This is a genomic window from Achromobacter sp. Root170 (assembly GCF_001428165.1).
Lineage (GTDB): Bacteria > Pseudomonadota > Gammaproteobacteria > Burkholderiales > Burkholderiaceae_B > Achromobacter > Achromobacter mucicolens.
Window position 1 is genome coordinate 15,621 of sequence record NZ_LMHN01000016.1, and the last position, 16,636, is coordinate 32,256.

Below are 16,636 nucleotides of genomic sequence, written 5' to 3' on the forward strand. Positions count from 1 at the left end.
CCATGAATCAAAGCGACCTCACCGTGGCGCGCGTGCGCCATACCCTCAAGATGCGCACGCTGACGGTGGCGCGCGTCGAGCGCATCGCCGGGCTGTTGGCCCGTGTCACGTTCACCGGCGAAGACTTGCAGGACTTCGTGTCCGCGTCCTTCGACGATCACGTGAAGATCTTTTTCCCCGCTGATCCCTCGCAACCGCCCGTGCTGCCCACTGCCGGGCCGGACGGCATCAAGTTTCCAGACGGCGTGCCCCGGCCCGCCGCGCGCGACTACACGCCGCGCCGGTTCGACACCGCGCGCCAGGAACTGGAGATCGAATTCGTGCTGCACGGCGACGGCCCCGCCTCGACCTGGGCCGAACAGGCCGCGCCCGGCCAGCAACTGGGCATCGGCGGACCGCGCGGTTCGTTTGTGGTGCCCACAGCGTTCGACTGGCATGTGCTGATCGGCGACGAGACCGCGCTGCCCGCCATCGCGCGCCGGCTGGAAGAACTGCCCGCCTCGGCGCAGGCGCTCGTGCTGATCGAAGTGCCGGCAGCAGAGAATGAAATCCCGCTGCAAACGGCCGCGAAGGCGTCGGTGCGCTGGCTGCATCGCAACGGGACCGCGCCGGGCTACAGCACGCTCTTGCTGCAAGCCGCGCGCGAACTGACGTTGCCGCAGGGCGAAGGCTATGTGTGGGTGGCGGCGGAATCGGCCACCGCGAAAGCGGTGCGCGAGATCATGGTGGCCCAGCACGGCATCGACAAGAGCCGCATCCGCGCCGCCAGCTACTGGAAGCGCGGCGCAATTGCCGTGCACGAATCGCACGACGATTGAGCGTGCGGGCCAGCAAAACGCATCAGGGCTTGCGGCGAGCCCGCGCCAGCGCAAGCAGATTGGCGGCCCGTGCACCGGTCGCATCGCGCACGGCCAGGCCCAGCACCGCGCGCGGCCAATCCAGCGCTAACGGCCGGTAGAGCACGCCATCCGGGCGCAGGGGGCGCAGCGAAGCCGGCACGATCGCCACGCCCATCCCCGCCGCCACCAGGTTCACGGCCGACGACAACTGCGGCGCCTGCTGCCCGATGCGCGGGCTCAGCCCGTGCTGCCGGCACGCCGCCATGATGTCTGCACTCAGGCCATAGCCCGATTTGCGCGAGTACAGGATGAAGGTCTCCTGCTGCAGGTCGGCGGGCGTGAGCCGCTTGCGGCGCGCCAGCGCATGGCCCAGCGGCATCGCGACCACCAGCGGTTCCTCCACCAGTTGCGTGAACGTCAATCCGCCGTCCAGCGCGAAGGGCGGGCGCACGAACGCGGCGTCGATCGCGCCGTCGCGCAGTTGCGCCACCAGCGTTTCGCTATCGCCCTGCGACAGCGTCATTTCAACTTCCGGGTAGCGCTCGCGGTACTGGCGGATCAGCTCGGTCACCACGCCGTTGAAAGACGCCGACTCGGTGAACCCCAACGTCAGTTCGCCCACCTCGCCGCGCGCGGCGCGCTGGGCCGTGCGCACGGCCGCATCGGCGCGTTGCAGGATGTCCTGCGCGCACGCCAGGAATGCGCGTCCGGCGTCGTTCAGCGTCACCCCGCGGCCCGTGCGGTCAAAAAGGGGCGTGCCCACTTCCTGTTCAAGCTGGCGGATCTGCTGGCTGAGCGGCGGCTGTGCCATGCCCAGCAGCTCGGCCGCGCGCGTGAAATGCTGGGCCTCGGCTGTGACGACGAAATAGCGAAGATGGCGCAGTTCCATATTGATATCTAAAGAGTACTGATCGGCAATATTCCATATATTGGACATTCTAATGGCCGGCGCAGATCATGCGGGTATGAACCTTTTCTCTTGAAGGATCCCCATGACTGCCCACTTATCCCCCGGCGCGCGGTTGCGCCAGCAGCTCTCTGAAAACATCGTCGTGGCGCCCGGCGCCTATGACGGCCTGTCGGCCCGCCTGGTTGCCGCGGCCGGATTCTCGGCGGTCTACGCCAGCGGCGGCGCCATCGCGCGTGCCGCCGGCTACCCGGACATCGGTCTGCTCAGCTTCACCGAAGTGATGGACCGCGTGGAAAAGATCGTCGACGCCAGCGGCCTGCCTGTCGTGGCGGACGCGGACACCGGATTTGGCGGATCGGCCAACGTGGAGCGCACGGTGCGCCTGATGGAGCGCGCGGGCGTGGCGGCGTTTCATATCGAAGACCAGACCTTTCCCAAGCGCTGCGGCCACCTGGACGACAAGAGCCTGGTCGATGCCGGCGAGATGGCCCGCAAGGTCCACATTGCTCGCCAGACGCTCGCCGACGCCGACACGCTGGTCATCGCGCGCACCGACGCCATCGCGGTCGAAGGGTTCGACGCGGCCATCGCCCGCGCCGAGCTGTACCTGAAGGCCGGCGCCGACATGATCTTTGTCGAGGCGCCGGAGACGCTGGCGCAGATCCGCGCCATTGCCGAGCGGTTGCCGGGCTTGAAGCTCATCAACATGTTCTACGGCGGCAAGACGCCGCTGGTGCCGCTGCAGGACCTGACGGCGATGGGCTACCGCCTGGCGATCATTCCGTCGGACCTGCAGCGCGCGGCGATCCACGCGATGCAGGAGACGCTTCGCGCGATCCGGCTGACGGGCGACAGCAGCGCAATGGCGGACCGGCTGACCAGCTTCAAGGAACGCGAAGCAATCGTGCAGACCGGCCGCTATCTGGCGCTGGATGCTCAGTAGGCGCGCGACGCCTCGCTACGCTTGCAGCCGTGCGGCATGCGCAGCGGCCACAGCCGCTGGCCGGCCGCGCCGTACAGGGTGCGGATGCCGCATTGCATCCTGACCTGTGCGACCAGGCTGCCGGCGTTGTCGATGATCCGCGAGTCGTCTTCCGTGGACACCACCGCACGCTGGTTCTCAAATCCGGACAAGGCCCGGTATTCCGCCGGAATGGCGAACTTGCCCGTGCTATCGACATAGCCGTAGCGCCGGTCGCTGGCGGCTGGCGCCAGGCCTTCGCGCAGCGTACCCAGCGCGTCGAACGCCGGCCCCGTCAGCACGCCCTTGGCATCCACCCAGCGCATGCCGCCGCCAGACAGATGCGTGACGGCGCGGCCTTCCGAGAACCCCGATCCAAACCCTTCGACCGTCAACCGGGTCTTGCCGGACAAGTCCGTGTAGTCCGTCATGGTGCCCCGGTCGGCCGAGTAATAGCGGATCAGCAGGTCGGAGCGTGGCGGCCACGTCCATTCGCCGCGGGGCAGGGTGGCCAGGATCTTGCCGTTGGCGTCCATGACCTGCGTGCCCTTGGCGTTGGACGTCAGCGCGCGCGCCGGCGTGCCTTGGAAGAGGGTGCCGGTGCGGGCTGCCGGCGCGATCTGCCACGCGCCCTTGCCGTTCAGGTAGCCTTCGCGGTCGGCGCGGCGGATCTCCATCCAGTCGCCCAGCCGCAGGTAGTCGGCATCCTTCATGTCCAGAGCGTCCGAGCCGTCCGGCGAGATGATCCAGCGGCGCTCGCTGTTGCCCGCGCTGACCGAGCCATCCCCAAAATCGCCCACCTGCAATCCGCGCATGAAGGCGGTCAGCGCCTGGCCGCGCGTATTGAACACTGCGGCGGGACGGTCATACTCGTCTTCTTGCTTGCCGGGCTGCGTCACCCGCCATAGCGTGTCGTTCACGCGTTCCACGCCGTGGTGGCTGGCCGGCACGACCCACTTGCCTTGCAGGTCGATGACCCCGACCCGGCCCGCGCCCAGCGATGCGATTGCCTGGCCATTCTGGAATTCGCCGATGCTGCGGAACGTGGGGGCGGCCAGCAGCTTGCCGGCCGCAAAATCGTACAGACCCCACGGCGCGCCGTCGGCCGCCGTTTGCACAAAGCGCGCGACGCCGGGCGCCACGACCTGCGTATCGAAGTTCTCGGGCAGCTCGAACGTCTTGCCCGCGCGGTCGATCATGCGCACCACGCCGTCGCCATACACCTGCGCGTAGCCATGACGGAACATGCCGATGTGCTGCTGCGCGGGCAGGTCGATGCGCTTGCCGCGCGCGTCCAGCAGCACCATGCCGTCGTCGGTTTCGGCCGCGTAGCGCAACTGGTCCGCTGTCAGGGCTGCGGCGTTTTCATGGTCGGTGTCGTCCAGCGGCGTCACGGCAGACCAGGACGGATCGGTGACCATGCTGCCATCGGCAAGCAGCAAGCCCACCTGTGTGTCGTCGCAATTGCAGTGGCTTTGACCCAGCAGGCCCAGCGGACCGCCCGGGACGCCGGCGGGCAGCGGCTGGAGTTGCTGGTTCTGAAGCGCCGCTACCGTCTCGGGTTTGAGCAGCGGCTTGCCGTCCTTGTCCATCACATTGAGCAGGGCGCCTTGCTCGTCGGACAGCCACAGATTGCCTTCGCGCGTCTGCAGGCGGCGGGCGTCCCCGAGCCATGCGGGCGCCGTGGCGCCGTGCAGCCACGCGCCGGTCGGCGTCAGCAAACCGGCGGGGCGGCGGGATTCGTCCACGAAAAGGACATAGCCCTCAAGTTCGTCGCCGGCCGACAGCCCCGCGCCCAACGTGACCGGCGCGGCATGGCCGGGCACCAGCGCCATCAGCTTGTCGCCCGACCGATACACAATGGTGTCGGCATGGCGCTGCGACGTCTGGCCTTCTTCGGTTGTCAGCGTGGCCACGATCGTGCCGGTGCGGTCCATCACCGCAAAACCGCCCCGCTGCGGCAGCTGCGCGCTGTAGAAAGCCTTGCCCACGGGCAGGATGCTTTCGTACTGCTGGTCCGCGCCGATCAGCTTGCCGTCCGCCGTCACCAGGACGGAGCCGTCCGGACCGTAGCCCGAGGCCAGGTTGCCGTCGTCCTGCAAGGAGATGTCGTCGAACTCCGGGTCCACGACCCAGTTCCAGTCCTTGTCCACCACGCCGTACTTGGCCTGGCCATTGGTGGCGATGTACAGACCCTTGTCGCCCAGCGGCCGCGTGATGACGACACCGTTCCCGCCGAAGCGGCGTTCGCCGCTGGTTGACCGGTATTCCTCTTTGTACTGAACCGTGGCCCGCGCGGGCACGCCATCGAACAGGCGCACGGCACGCACCACCTCGTCGAACGGCTCGCCCGCCGGATTGCCCTGGCGGTCGATCAGCATCGGCTTGCCGTCCAGCGTCACCGCCGCCAGCCCGACCTCGACAAAGTCCTGCGCCGCGTCGTAGCGCGGGCGCACGGCCATGCGGCCATTGCGGTCGATGTAGCCCCACTTGCCTTGCCACCGCACGGCGGCAAGCCCGTGGCGGAAATCGCCCACTTCCTCAAAGATCGGCTCGATCGCGACGCGGCCGTTCCGGTCCAGAAAGCCCCATGCGTGGCGGCGCAGCGAGTTGTCGCGCGGCACTCGGTCGATGTTCTCGATGGCTGACGGCAGCAGCACCGCGGCGCGGCCGTCCTGTAGATCCCGGATGCAGCCGTTGCTGAAGGGGTTGCGCGCGGAGATGTCGTCGGCAGCCGGATAGATCGGGTAATCGGATTCGCCCAGGCAATAGATGTGGCCCGGCTGCACGTAGCCGGTCTGCGCCTGAACGGACAGGGATGCGCCCAGCGCGGCCAATGCGCAGGCGAGGCGGGTGGTTCGTAGCACGCGTGACGTCATGATCATTCTGCGTTGGCGTTGTCGACTGCCGGCGGCGAGATGCCGGCGGCCTCGGGGCAGGTGAGTTTCCGGGGCGGCCAGCTCTGCCGGTCCTCTGCATCCACGATCACCACCGTGTCGCACAGCACGCCGAACAGCGCGGTGGTCTTGCCCTGGGTATCGATGTACTCGATGAGCCGATTGCGCCGCACCAGCGCGCGGCCTTCCGAAAAGTCGCCGGCCCACGTGAACGCCGGCGCAATCGCATAGCGTCCGGTCAGATCGATGTAGCCGTACAGCTTGCCCGTGCGCTCCAGGCGGCGCGCACGCGCCAGTCCGTCCTTCATGCGGCCAAGCTGGTTGAAGTGCGCGCCCACGACGCGCTTGCCGTTTGCGTCGATGAATCCGTACTTGTTGTCGCCGTCGCTGTAGGGCGCCACGCCCTCGCTGGCCCTGTCGCTGTCGATGGCGTAGCGGCCGGGCAGGCGGGTGACCTCGCGGCCTTGCAGGTCCACCAGAATGCTCGATCCGCTCTCGTCGTCATTGACGACGACGCGCTGCATCGATGCCAGCGGCGTGGCGTCGCCCCACTTTTCGAGCAGGGTCTTGCCGGTCTGATCGATCACGCGATAGCCCGCGCCGATGTTGGCGCGCGCCAGGCCTTCGGGCTGCGTGAAGAACGGATTGAATTCGCCATACTGCGCGGGCACCTTCATGTTGCCGCGCGCGTCGATGGCGCCTTCGCGTTCGTCAAAGTCGATGTAAAGCCAGTCGCCGAATTGCTGCTTGTTGTTGGGCCGGCCCTCCGACAAGCGGATGGAGGCGCCCTCTGCATCGATCAGGACAGCGCTTGCGTCGGCCAATTCGCCGAGAAATCGCCCATCGACAAGCTTCTGCGGCTTGCCGACCACGGGTTCACTCGTTTTGCCGGTGCGCAGGTGGATGACGCGGTAGGCGCGTTCGGTGTAGCCGCCGCGATTGCGCTTTGCCTCTGGCGCTTCGGCCAGCATGAGGCCGTTGCCCAAGTACTCCAGGTCGTAGGCGCCGTTGTAGCGGGCGGGCACCACCCACTGGCCCTCGCGGTTGACCACGCCCCAGCGGTCCTTCTCCTGGACCTTGGCCCAGTCGTCCTCGAACTCCTGTATCTGCTCGTAGGCCGGCTTGAGCGCGGGCGCGCCCTTGCGCACGTTCCACAGGCCGGAGCGGCGCTGGCGGTTTTCGTTCCTGGCGGAGTAGTGCAGCAGTTCGCCGTCAAGGCGCGAGGCGTCTTCCAGCACATGGGCGGGAACCGATACTTCCTGCCCGCGGGCATCGATCAGAAGCGCGTCGCCGCGCAGCATGTCCTTCGTACGGGCCCAGGTGTAGGGGCCTTTGAAGGGGCGGATCTCGGTGTATCGCGGTTCGATGGCCCATGCGCCGTCCACGCCGATCGCACCGGCTTGGTAGTTCCTGGTGCGCGCCACGATGGGCAGCGTGACATCGTACGTGTCGATGTTCGCCCAATCCGGATTCGTGACGATCTTGCCCGCCGCCGTGAGGATGCCTGTCGGCTGACCGTAGTCGTGCGGACGCAGGAGCGCCAGCGGGGCATCGGCATCGCGGGCGGTCGTGCGCGCGTAGTGGAATTCGCTGACGTCGTAGGCGCGCAGCTGCGCGAGGGTGGCCTCGTCAAGGATGCCAAGGCCGTCCCGGCCGTAGACCTGGTAAAGCGATTCGTCTGCGTTGGCGCTGGAGGTCGTTTGTGCGGCGTCTGCCGCGGCGGTGGCCGCATCCATGGCGGCATCTGCCGCGGTATCGGCTTGCATTGCGTCGGCCGCCATGGCGTCGTCTGCGGCAGCACCGGCTGCCGCAGCATCGGCTGCCGCAGCATCGGCTGCCGCAGCCTCAGCTTGAGTCGCCTCGGTAGGCGTCGCGTCTGCCACCGTTGCCGCTTCGGCAATATCGGTTGCGGCATCGGCGGCGACCGGCGGGGCCTGGAAAGCCGCCGCAGTCTCCGCTTCGGACGCCGCCTGCACGGCAGCCGCCGCGTCGGCGGCATGGGCTTGATCTTCCGCGCTCATCGCATCGCCAGCCGCGTCGGCAACGCCGGCCGGGCGCCGCGCCGCGCCATAAACCCACGCGCGCCCGTGATGAATCTTGACCTCGCCGCTGCGCAAGGGGATCAGCTGCAGCCGGCCCTCGGGATCGATCAGCAGCGTCATGCCGGGCTCGGCGGCAAAGCGCCAGCCGTCTTGCTCCCGCACACCCACATAGTCGCTTTCGAACGTATGCATGGGTTGGAGCTTGCCATCCAGCAGCAACGTGCCGCCATCCGCGGCCCGCACCAGCCATATGCCCGGCGCCACCCGCTCCACGCGTTCGTAACGCTCGGCCGACAGCGCCTCGCCGCGCACATCCACGAATTCCCATGCCCGTTCGCGGTTCACGGCCACCACATCGCCATCGCGCACCGGCGGGGCCAGCGAGCGCAACACTTGCGGGCTGATTGCCCAGGTGCCGTTCTGATCCAGCAGACCCCACCAGCCGCCGTAGCGCGAATCGCGCGTCTGCGCGGGCAGTTGGCCGCTGGTCGGCGCGGCCAGCGCCATCACCCCTTCGGGCAGCGCGGCAGGCTTGCCGGTTACGGTGTTCACCAAGCGCGGCGGCGTCGGAATTTCCATCGCCGCCAGCTTCTGGCCGGGCTCAAAGCCCGAGGTGCGCGTGCCCAGCGGAAAGGTCTTCACGACCTTGCCCTGACGGTCGATCAGCACATCCCGTCCGTCTTCTTCGGCCAGCGCCGTGCCTTGCGCGTTGAATCCGGTCGCGTCGCTAAAGCGCGGCGGGATGACCCAGCGTCCCCGGGTGTCGATGTAACCCCAGAGATCCTGCTGGCTGACGGCGGCCAACCCGTTCTGGAAGGAGCGGGCTTCCGAATACGCCGGCGCGATGGCCATGACGCCTTGCTTGTCGATAAATCCCCAGGCAGCGGAATCGCCGTCGGCGGTGCCCACCAGCACGGCCGCCAGGCCTTCCTGGAATGGCTGGTGGCACGATGTGCCCGCGCCTTCGCCAAAATTGTTGTACGCGCACTGCTGCGCCCAGTTGGTCTGCGCGTGCGTATTGACCGGCGCCAGGAGCGCGATGCCCGCCAGCGCCGCTGCAAGCGCCAGCGGCTTGAAGATGGGCGCCGCCGTCATGGGTTGCGGGCGCGGTTAACAACCGCGGAAACGAACGTGCCGGACCGGGCGTGCCACATGAGTCGATGCCTGCCGAAGGATTGGGAAGGCAGCCACTGTACTCAGCGGTGCCCGGGGACGGATCGGGAGATGTAACCATCAAAAACGAAGCGTTAACATGTCGCGGCTGTGGGCCGATAATTGCGCTAATTTCGGTCAAATTTCAAAAAAATCGATCAATTTCTTTTTACGTGCGTCGGTTGTCTGCGTTGCACACGTTCCGTTTCAGGCGGCCTGCGCGGTCATCAGCGCGAGGCGGAATGCGGCGGTGACATTCCCTCCACGCATGCAGCGGGCAAAAAATAATCGGTTGAGCCTCGCGTCTGGCGACCCTGTAATAGAGCCGATGCCCGCCTGAACGGGGGCGACGTTTCCTTGCAAGAGGTTCGCCATGTCCACCCCCCAAAAATCTTCCCTGGATGCATCGCAGTTGTGGCTGCTGGTGCTGGCCGGTGGCGTCGTCATGGGCCTTGCCCTGGGCGTGCGCCATGTTCAGGGCCTGTTTCTTCTGCCCGTCACCATGGACCGCGGCTGGAGCCGCGAGACCTTCGCCATCGCGCTGGCCGTGCAGAACCTGACCTGGGGCATCGTGCAGCCCTTCACCGGCATGATTGCCGACCGCTATGGTTCGGCCAAGGTGATCGCTGGCGGGTTGGTCTTCTATGCGGTGGGCCTGGCCGGCATGGCGCACGCCACGACGCCTGCGGGCTTCATGTGGACGGCGGGGGTGTGCATCGGCATCGCGCTGTCCGGCACGGCGTTCGCGGCCATTTATGGCGCGCTCAGCCGTCTGGTGCCGCCCGAACGCAGAAGCTGGGCGCTCGGCGTGGCGGGAGCCGTCGGCGGCCTTGGACAGTTCACGATGGTGCCCGCGGCGCAATGGCTGATCGGGGGCTGGGGCTGGGTCGCGGCCTTGCTGGCCTTTGCCGTGGCGCTGACTATCCTCTTGCCGTTGGCGTTTCCGCTGCGCGAGCCGGCGAACCGCCTGCGCGATGCCGGGGCGCCCGACGCAAATCTGTCGCTGCGCGAGGCCCTTCGCGAGGCCTTCACGCGCCCCGGCTTCTGGCTGCTGAACCTGGGATTTTTGGCCTGCGGTTTCCAGCTGGCGTTCATCGGCACGCACCTGCCCGCCTACCTGATGGACAAAGGCCTGCGCGCATCGGACGCGGTCGCGGCGCTGGCCATCATTGCGCTCACCAATGTCATGGGCACCTATGTCTGCGGCATCCTGGGCGCGCATCACCGGCGCAAGTACCTGCTGGCGGGCATCTACCTGATCCGAACCGCGGCCATTGCGCTTTTCATCCTGGTGCCGCTATCCACGTGGTCGGTCTACGCGTTCGCGGCGGTCATGGGCTTCGTGTGGCTGGGCACGGTGCCGCTCACCAACGGTCTGATCTCGCAGGTATTTGGCGTGCGCTACATCACCACGCTCTTCGGCTTCGTGTTCTTTGGCCATCAGGTCGGCTCGTTTCTGGGCGTGTGGCTGGGCGGCGTGGTGTTCGAAGCCACCCGCTCTTATGACCTGATCTGGCTGGGGGCGATGGCGCTGGGCGTGCTGTCGGCCGCCTTGCACTGGCCCATCGACGACCGCGAGATCCAGCGCGCGCGGCCGGTGGGCACGGCTGGCTAGGCGCAGACGGGAAGCGGCGTTACGCCAGCCGGTGCTGCGTGCCCGCACCCATGGTGATGTGCAGCATGCGACAGGGCTCAATGACCTTGACGGTGTGCCACGCGCCCTTCGGAATCACGTAGGCATCGCCGGCCAGCATTTTCACGATCTGGATGCCGGTGGGCCATTCCAGGTGCAGTTCGGCGGCCCCAGACATCAGCCGCACGATCTCGTCGGCGCCGGGGTGCATCTCCCATTGCGGCCAGTCGGCCGCGAATTCGTACTCGGACACAAGCCAGCCGCGCCCGTATTGCTCAAGGTCTTCCGGAGATTGGGACCAGAAAGCGTCGCCGCCCGTCACGGTGGCGGCGGCGCCGGCGGCGTCCAGATACACATAGTGCGACGTCAGGTCGATGGCCATGTTGCGCGTCCTCGGGTGGGGGGATCAGGGCAGTGTATGCCAGCGACGACTGTCACATCGTTGCGTTTATCATGTCTGCCATCGGCAACTTGGAGAGCACGCGATGAGCACGGGATTCGAAGGGGTGCGCCCCGCATCCGAATCGTCCATCGAGATCGGCTTCTTCTATGACGGCCGGCATTGTGTCGAGCGTATCCGGGTCAAGCCCACCGCCGCCAACCTCAAGCGCGCTGCCGACCGGCGCGTTGCCATCCTGGAGGCCATCGCGCGGGGCGACTTCGACTTCGACTACGACGCCGAATTCCCCAAACGCGGCGCTAAGCCATTACAGGGTCCCGCATGACGAGCAATTCGCAGCTTGAAGTCCACGATCTTTCGCCTGATGCCTTCAATGCCTACGGGTGGATGCTGGGCAAGCCCATGCCGGACGGCAACGGCGTTCCGCTGTTTACGAACCCAGCCACCGATTTCTGGCACGAGCACCTGTTCAACACGGGCGCGGGCGGCGACGCCGAGGTGCTTTGGGTCAATTACCGAAGCCAGTCCGTGGAAGTGGCCAGCCTGGAAAAGCACCTGCTGACGCAGCAGGCGATCGTCCCGCTGACGGGCAGCATCATCCAGATCGTGGCGCGCAGCGCCGCGGACGGCTCGCCCGACCTGGCCACGCTTGCGGCCTTTCATGTGGCGCAGGGGCAGGGCGTGTGCATGCGGCCGGGCTGCTGGCACGCCACCCGCGTGGCGGGCGACGAGGTTACGTGCCTGATGCTGACCCGCCGATCCACCACGGTCGACCTGATCCAGCACCTGACCACGGACGCCAGCACCACGGAAAGCGCCTTCGCGGCCATCCCCCCGCGGCAACTGGAAGTGCCTCAGGATCTGCTGCAAAGCGCCTGACATTGCGCCACGAGGGCGGGGGAATCAGTCCCCCTCGCTGCACGCGAATCCCAGGCGCGCGAACAAGGGCCACTTGTTGCGGTAGCTGTCCGTCCAGCACATGCCGAAAAACGCCGCGAACGGCGCGTCGACCCGTTGCGCCGATATGTGTGCGGCGGCATCGGCATCGGGCGGACAGAATGCCTGTCCCGGCGTCGGGTACAACGCGCCATCCCAGATGGGGTGATCGCAATGCTCGCAGAAATTGCACCATTCCCCTGACCGGGCGGGGTTCTGGCGGTAGGTCGGCGCAAGCGTATGCAGCGTCTGCGCCACGTCGGGCGCAAGAGCCCGTGTCGACGAGATCATGGCCGGACCTGGCATCGACTGCCATTGCGCGGGTCCGAACAGCCAGTCCTGAAACGCCAGCGGATCCAGTCCCGTGCTATCCGCGTCGTCCTCATCCAGTTCCAGGTCGCCCTCGGTGCTTTCGTGGCCGGGCGGCACGGCCAGCGCCGTCACGCGCGACAGCGTGTTGCAAGCGGTGCAGCGGTGCACGGCCTGCAACACGAAGTACGACGACGCGCGAATGTTGAACGCCTCTCCGTCCGGACCGGTCATGCTGGGGTCTTGCGTTGGCATGCTGCTGTGTCTTTCCTGTCGCACCGTGGTGGTGCACTGTTACTTCTACATGCCGGGGAAATATGACAGAATCCCCCGGAATTCGAGCCCTGGCGCAATCCGCCGCCGCCCTCGGGCGCCTGCGCCATCCCGTCATGTCGGAGCCCTGAATGCGCCACCGCCAGATTAGCACCGGATTTTGCCGCGCCGCCTGCCGTCCGTTCATGGGGCTGGTTGCCGCCATCGTCGTGGCGGGCGTCTTGTCCGGCTGTGCGGTCCCGTCGCACGACGCCGCTGCCGGGCAGTCTGTCGGCATCGAGGGCCTCACCGCGCAACAGGCGCGTGGCATCGCGCGCGAATCCTACCTTTACGGCGCGCCCATGGTCGCCAGCTACCAGGCCATGTATGCCTACAGCCTGGACAAGCAGGGGGCGCAATACAAGGGGCCGGTAAATAGCATCAATCCGGTCGGCACCGCGTCCGCTGCCGCGGCTGGCCTGGACCCCGCCTATCTGTATTCCTACGCCGCCCTGGACCTGCGCGCCGAACCCGTCGTCGTCTTCGTGCCCCGCGTCGAAAAGCGGCGCGACGCCTCGTTGCAGGTCATGGACCTGTACATGCACCACATCGGCGACCTGGGCTCGCGCGGCCTGGGCGGTGGCGTCTTTCTCGTGGCGGGGCCCTCCTGGAAAGGCAAGGTGCCCCCGGGCATCACCAAGGTGATTCGGTCGGAGACGCAGCTTGCCACGCTGGTGGCGCGCACGCAGCGGTTCAATCCCGCCGACCAGGAAAACGCCAAGCGCATCCAGGCGCGCTTCAAGGTGCAGCCGCTATCGGCGTTCCGCAACCGGGTCGCGCCCGCCGCCCCTGCCAAGGTGGAATGGAAGGCGCCGGTTCCGCGCGCGCAGATGTATTCGTCGCTCGAGTTCTATGACGAACTGGCCTTCCTGCTGCGGTTCGCACCGGCACACAAGTCCGAGGCCGCGTTGCGCGAACGCATGGCCACCCTGGGCCTGCGCCCCGGCGAGGACTACGACACCGCCACGCTCAACCCCGCTTTGCGGCGCGCGCTGCAAGAGGGCATGCACGATGGCCAGAACGACATCGACAAGAACCGCGCGGCGCAGGGCGCCGATGCCGGGGCGCTGTTCGGCGACCGGGACAAGCTGAAGAACGACTATCTGGCACGCGCGACCGGGGCGCAGATGGGGCTGTTTGCGTTTGGCGGCATGAACGCGCCCAAAGCGGCGCCGAAGGTGCCACCGAAGGTGCCACCGAAGCCGCCGCTAAAGTCTCAGCCCAAATCGCCACCCACGCCACAATAGGCGCGCCGCATGAAGCGCAACTTCAACATCCACGACCTGCGAATCTTCTACGCCGTCGTCATGACCGGCTCGACGCGTCAGGCCGCGCTGGCCATGCACCTGACGCAGCCCGCCATCAGCCACGCGATATCGCGCCTGGAAAGCGCCACGGGCGTTCAATTGTTCGACCGGTCGCACAAGACGCTGCGTCCGACGGAAGCGGGGCAGTATCTCTACAGCGAAGCCAAGTTCGTGCTGGACGAACTGGTGCGCATCGACGAAGCCCTGCATAGCATCGAACAGTTCGGCGGCCGCGGGCTGCGCATCGCCTCGTCACCCGCGCTGGCGCTGGGCTACGCGCCCGACGCAGTGCGCCGTTATCTGGACATCAATGGCACGCGCCCGTTCTCCATCGACGTCGAGTCGTCCATGCAGGTCATCAGCGCCGTGGAAACCATGCGCGCCGACTTCGGCCTGGGCGCTGTCGGCCGGGACAGCACGCGGCTGACGTTCACGCCATTCCTGCGTGCGGACGTCATGGCGATCGCGCATCGCGAACATCCGCTGGCCGGGCGCGACGCCATCACGGTGCTAGATATTCCGCCGGACACCTACGTCAAGCCGTTGTGGTCCGACTATGTCGTGGCGCAGGGTGACATCGCCGATTCGTTGCTGTTGCGCTCCGGCATGCAGGCGCATATGTCGCTGCTGCCCGGCACGGTGCGCGCCGTCAAGGGCATCAGCCTGGTCAACGCGCTGTCCGCGTCCGACATCGTGACGTCGTTCCCGGATCTGGTGGCCGTGCCGCTCGCCTCGCGGCAATGGTTCGATTTCCTGTTGATCACCCGCACCGAGTCCCGCAACAACGAGCTGACCGCGCGCCTGCTGGACGCCCTGCGATCCACGGCGCAGGCGCGGCGGCAGGGCGTGTATGCAGAGACAATCGCGTTGCTGCAATAGCGGGAATTGCGTCGAGGGCTTATTGCGCCGGCGGCTGCCACGGCAGCGATTGCAGATCGCCGTCGATGCTGATTGCCTGGCCGCTGACCATGGCCCCGTAAGGGCTTGCGAGAAACAGCGCCATGTTTGCGATGTCAGCGGCGCGCACGAACTGCCGCAGGCTGACGCCCGACAGCTCCAGCCGTGTCTGCTCTTGGACGGACAACCCCATGTTCTTGGCGCGAGCGGCAATCACCCGGTCGATGCGCGGCCCGGCCACCAGCCCCGGCAGTAGTGCATTGACGCGGATGTTGAGCGGCCCGAGCTCCATCGCGAGCGAACGCGTCAGCCCCACCACGCCCCATTTGGTGGCCGCATACGGCGTGCGCATGGGCAAGCCCATCCGTCCCGCCACTGAGCTGATGTTGATGATGCTGCCGCCGCCCGACGCGCGCAGCGCGGGCAACGCGTGTCGCACGGTGTGGAACTGCGAGGCCAGATTGATGTCCAGCGTGGCATCCAGCTCTTGTGCGGTAATGTCGGCGATGCCTGCCGTGGGCCCGGCAATGCCGGCGTTGTTCACCAGCACGTCCAGCCCGCCCAGATGCGCTAGCGCGGTCTGCATGTAGCGGTCGATCTCATCGCGGCTGCCCACGTCCGCGCGCGCCCACGGGTGCCGGCAACTGGCCAGCGCCTGTTCATCGACGTCGCACAAGTGAACGCGGGCGCCGCGTTCTGCAAAGGCGTCGGCCAGCGCGGCGCCGATGCCGGACGCGCCCGCGGTCACGATGACGCGCTTTCCAGACAGGTCAACAGGAAGGGCGGCGATCGCCTCGGGTGTCGTCATGGGATTTCCGGATTGATTCATGGCGTCAGGGCTTCAGGGCTTCATCAGGCGGCAGGTCGATTCCTCGGGGGACGTATACACCTGGGTGCCTGGCACACGCGCCACCAGCTTGTAGTAGTCCCAAGGCGCCTTTGATTCCGCAGGCGTCTTCACCTGCATCAGGAACATATCGTGCACCATCAGCCCGTCCGCGCGGATCTTGCCGTCTTTGACGAAGAAGTCGTTCACGGGATTGGCCTTCAGCCACTTCATGATGGTGTCGCCGTCGGTGCTCTTGGTGGCTTCCACCGCCTTCAGGTATGTCGTCGCGGCGGAATAGTCGCCGGCTTGCAGCATGGAGGGCTTTTTCTTCATCACGGCCTCAAAGCGCGATGCCCACTTGCGCGACGCGTCGTCCTGGTCCCAGTACCATGCGGTCGTCAAATACATGTTCTGCGCCGCCGGCAGGCCCAGCGCGTGCACGTCGGTGATCAGCACCAGCAGGCCGGCGATCTTCATCTTGGGCGTCAGGCCAAATTCGTTGGCCGCCTTGACCGCATTGCTGGTGTCGCTGGCGGAATTGGCCAAGCCCAGCACCTGCGCGCCGGAGGCCTGCGCCTGCAGGATGAACGACGAGAAGTCCGCGGTGTTGAGCGGATGCCGCACCCGGCCCTTGACGTTGCCGCCGTCGGCCTGCACCACCTTGGATGCATCGCGCTCCAGCGCATGGCCGAACGCGTGGTCCACCGTCAGGAAATACCAATCCTTGTTGCCTTCCTTCATCATCGCGCGCGCCGTACCGCGCGCCAGCGACACCGTGTCGTACACGTAGTGCACGGTGTAGGGCGTGCATTGCGCGTTCGTCAGTTCGGACGCACCCGCGCTCACTACGAAGAACGGCGTTTTCTTTTCCTCGGCCACCTTCGCCATCGCCAGCGCCGCCGCCGAATTCGCGCCCGCGATCAGCATGTTCACCCCGCGCTGGTCCAGCCATTCTCGCGCGCGGGACGACGCGATATCGGCCCGGTTCTGGTGATCCGCAACCAGTACCTCCACCTTCTTTCCAGCCACCGTGCCGCCCAGGTCCGCGATCGCCATCTTGATCGCCTCGACGCCGCCAGGTCCGTCGGCGTCCGCGGACAGCCCGGACATGTCCGTGATGAACCCGATTCGGATAACGCCGTCATCGGCCTGTGCCGCACCTGCCATTCCCAACAGCGCGGCCAATGCCGTCGCGCGCAACGTCTTTTTCAT

The 16,636-nt window shown here is 66.8% G+C and carries 14 protein-coding genes; 7 read left to right on the plus strand and 7 right to left on the minus strand.

From position 1 onward, the window contains the following. The first annotated feature begins 2 nt into the window (after positions 1–2). Entirely contained in the window at positions 3–818 is an 816-nt protein-coding gene (locus ASD87_RS18150) for a siderophore-interacting protein (protein ID WP_056324715.1), read from the plus strand. 22 nt (positions 819–840) lie between these two features. On the opposite strand, the gene ASD87_RS18155 is transcribed toward ASD87_RS18150, so the two are convergent. Beyond that, a complete protein-coding gene (locus tag ASD87_RS18155) occupies positions 841–1,728 on the minus strand; it encodes a LysR family transcriptional regulator (RefSeq protein WP_056324717.1) in 888 nt (295 codons plus the stop codon). A 103-nt stretch (positions 1,729–1,831) separates the two neighbouring features. Between ASD87_RS18155 and ASD87_RS18160 the strand changes: the two genes are divergently transcribed. Further along, entirely contained in the window at positions 1,832–2,692 is an 861-nt protein-coding gene (locus tag ASD87_RS18160) for an oxaloacetate decarboxylase (RefSeq protein WP_056324719.1), read from the plus strand. On the opposite strand, the gene ASD87_RS18165 is transcribed toward ASD87_RS18160, so the two are convergent. Next, complete coding sequence (locus tag ASD87_RS18165) at positions 2,686–5,589, minus strand: WG repeat-containing protein (RefSeq protein ID WP_056325917.1); 2,904 nt, start codon at positions 5,587–5,589, stop codon at positions 2,686–2,688. The two genes, ASD87_RS18160 and ASD87_RS18165, sit on opposite strands and share 7 nt — an antisense overlap. A gap of 2 nt (positions 5,590–5,591) precedes the next feature. Next, positions 5,592–8,744, minus strand: a complete 3,153-nt coding sequence (locus ASD87_RS18170; RefSeq protein ID WP_056324723.1) for a WG repeat-containing protein — start codon at positions 8,742–8,744, stop codon at positions 5,592–5,594. Positions 8,745–9,174: 430 nt separating this feature from the next. Here ASD87_RS18170 and ASD87_RS18175 point away from each other — a divergent pair, with 430 nt between their 5' ends. After that, on the plus strand, positions 9,175–10,416 hold the full coding sequence (locus ASD87_RS18175; RefSeq protein ID WP_056324726.1) for an MFS transporter: 1,242 nt from the start codon (positions 9,175–9,177) through the stop codon (positions 10,414–10,416). Between the two features lie 19 nt (positions 10,417–10,435). On the opposite strand, the gene ASD87_RS18180 is transcribed toward ASD87_RS18175, so the two are convergent. After that, positions 10,436–10,816 (minus strand): cupin domain-containing protein, encoded by a 381-nt coding sequence (locus ASD87_RS18180; RefSeq protein WP_056324729.1) that lies wholly within the window; start codon positions 10,814–10,816, stop codon positions 10,436–10,438. 103 nt (positions 10,817–10,919) lie between these two features. Here ASD87_RS18180 and ASD87_RS18185 point away from each other — a divergent pair, with 103 nt between their 5' ends. Both ASD87_RS18185 and ASD87_RS18190 read left to right on the plus strand, forming a co-directional pair. Beyond that, complete coding sequence (locus ASD87_RS18185) at positions 10,920–11,159, plus strand: Arm DNA-binding domain-containing protein (RefSeq protein ID WP_056324731.1); 240 nt, start codon at positions 10,920–10,922, stop codon at positions 11,157–11,159. Then, the gene (locus tag ASD87_RS18190) at positions 11,156–11,713 is read left to right on the plus strand and encodes an ureidoglycolate lyase (protein WP_056324734.1); all 558 of its coding nucleotides are present in this window, start codon (positions 11,156–11,158) and stop codon (positions 11,711–11,713) included. The genes ASD87_RS18185 and ASD87_RS18190 overlap by 4 nt, the downstream gene beginning before the upstream one ends. A 24-nt stretch (positions 11,714–11,737) precedes the next feature. Here the strand turns inward: ASD87_RS18190 and ASD87_RS18195 are convergent, their stop codons facing one another. Next, on the minus strand, positions 11,738–12,334 hold the full coding sequence (locus tag ASD87_RS18195) for a hypothetical protein (RefSeq protein ID WP_056324736.1): 597 nt from the start codon (positions 12,332–12,334) through the stop codon (positions 11,738–11,740). 149 nt (positions 12,335–12,483) lie between these two features. Here ASD87_RS18195 and ASD87_RS18200 point away from each other — a divergent pair, with 149 nt between their 5' ends. Continuing rightward, on the plus strand, positions 12,484–13,638 hold the full coding sequence (locus tag ASD87_RS18200) for a DUF1254 domain-containing protein (RefSeq protein WP_056324739.1): 1,155 nt from the start codon (positions 12,484–12,486) through the stop codon (positions 13,636–13,638). Positions 13,639–13,647: 9 nt separating this feature from the next. After that, positions 13,648–14,577 (plus strand): LysR family transcriptional regulator, encoded by a 930-nt coding sequence (locus tag ASD87_RS18205; RefSeq protein ID WP_056324740.1) that lies wholly within the window; start codon positions 13,648–13,650, stop codon positions 14,575–14,577. 19 nt (positions 14,578–14,596) lie between these two features. Here ASD87_RS18205 and ASD87_RS18210 read toward each other — a convergent pair whose 3' ends face one another. Together ASD87_RS18210 and ASD87_RS18215 are read right to left on the minus strand one after the other, a co-directional pair. Beyond that, on the minus strand, positions 14,597–15,403 hold the full coding sequence (locus ASD87_RS18210) for an SDR family oxidoreductase (RefSeq protein ID WP_056324743.1): 807 nt from the start codon (positions 15,401–15,403) through the stop codon (positions 14,597–14,599). A 33-nt stretch (positions 15,404–15,436) separates the two neighbouring features. Continuing rightward, positions 15,437–16,636, minus strand: a complete 1,200-nt coding sequence (locus ASD87_RS18215) for an ABC transporter substrate-binding protein (RefSeq protein WP_056324745.1) — start codon at positions 16,634–16,636, stop codon at positions 15,437–15,439.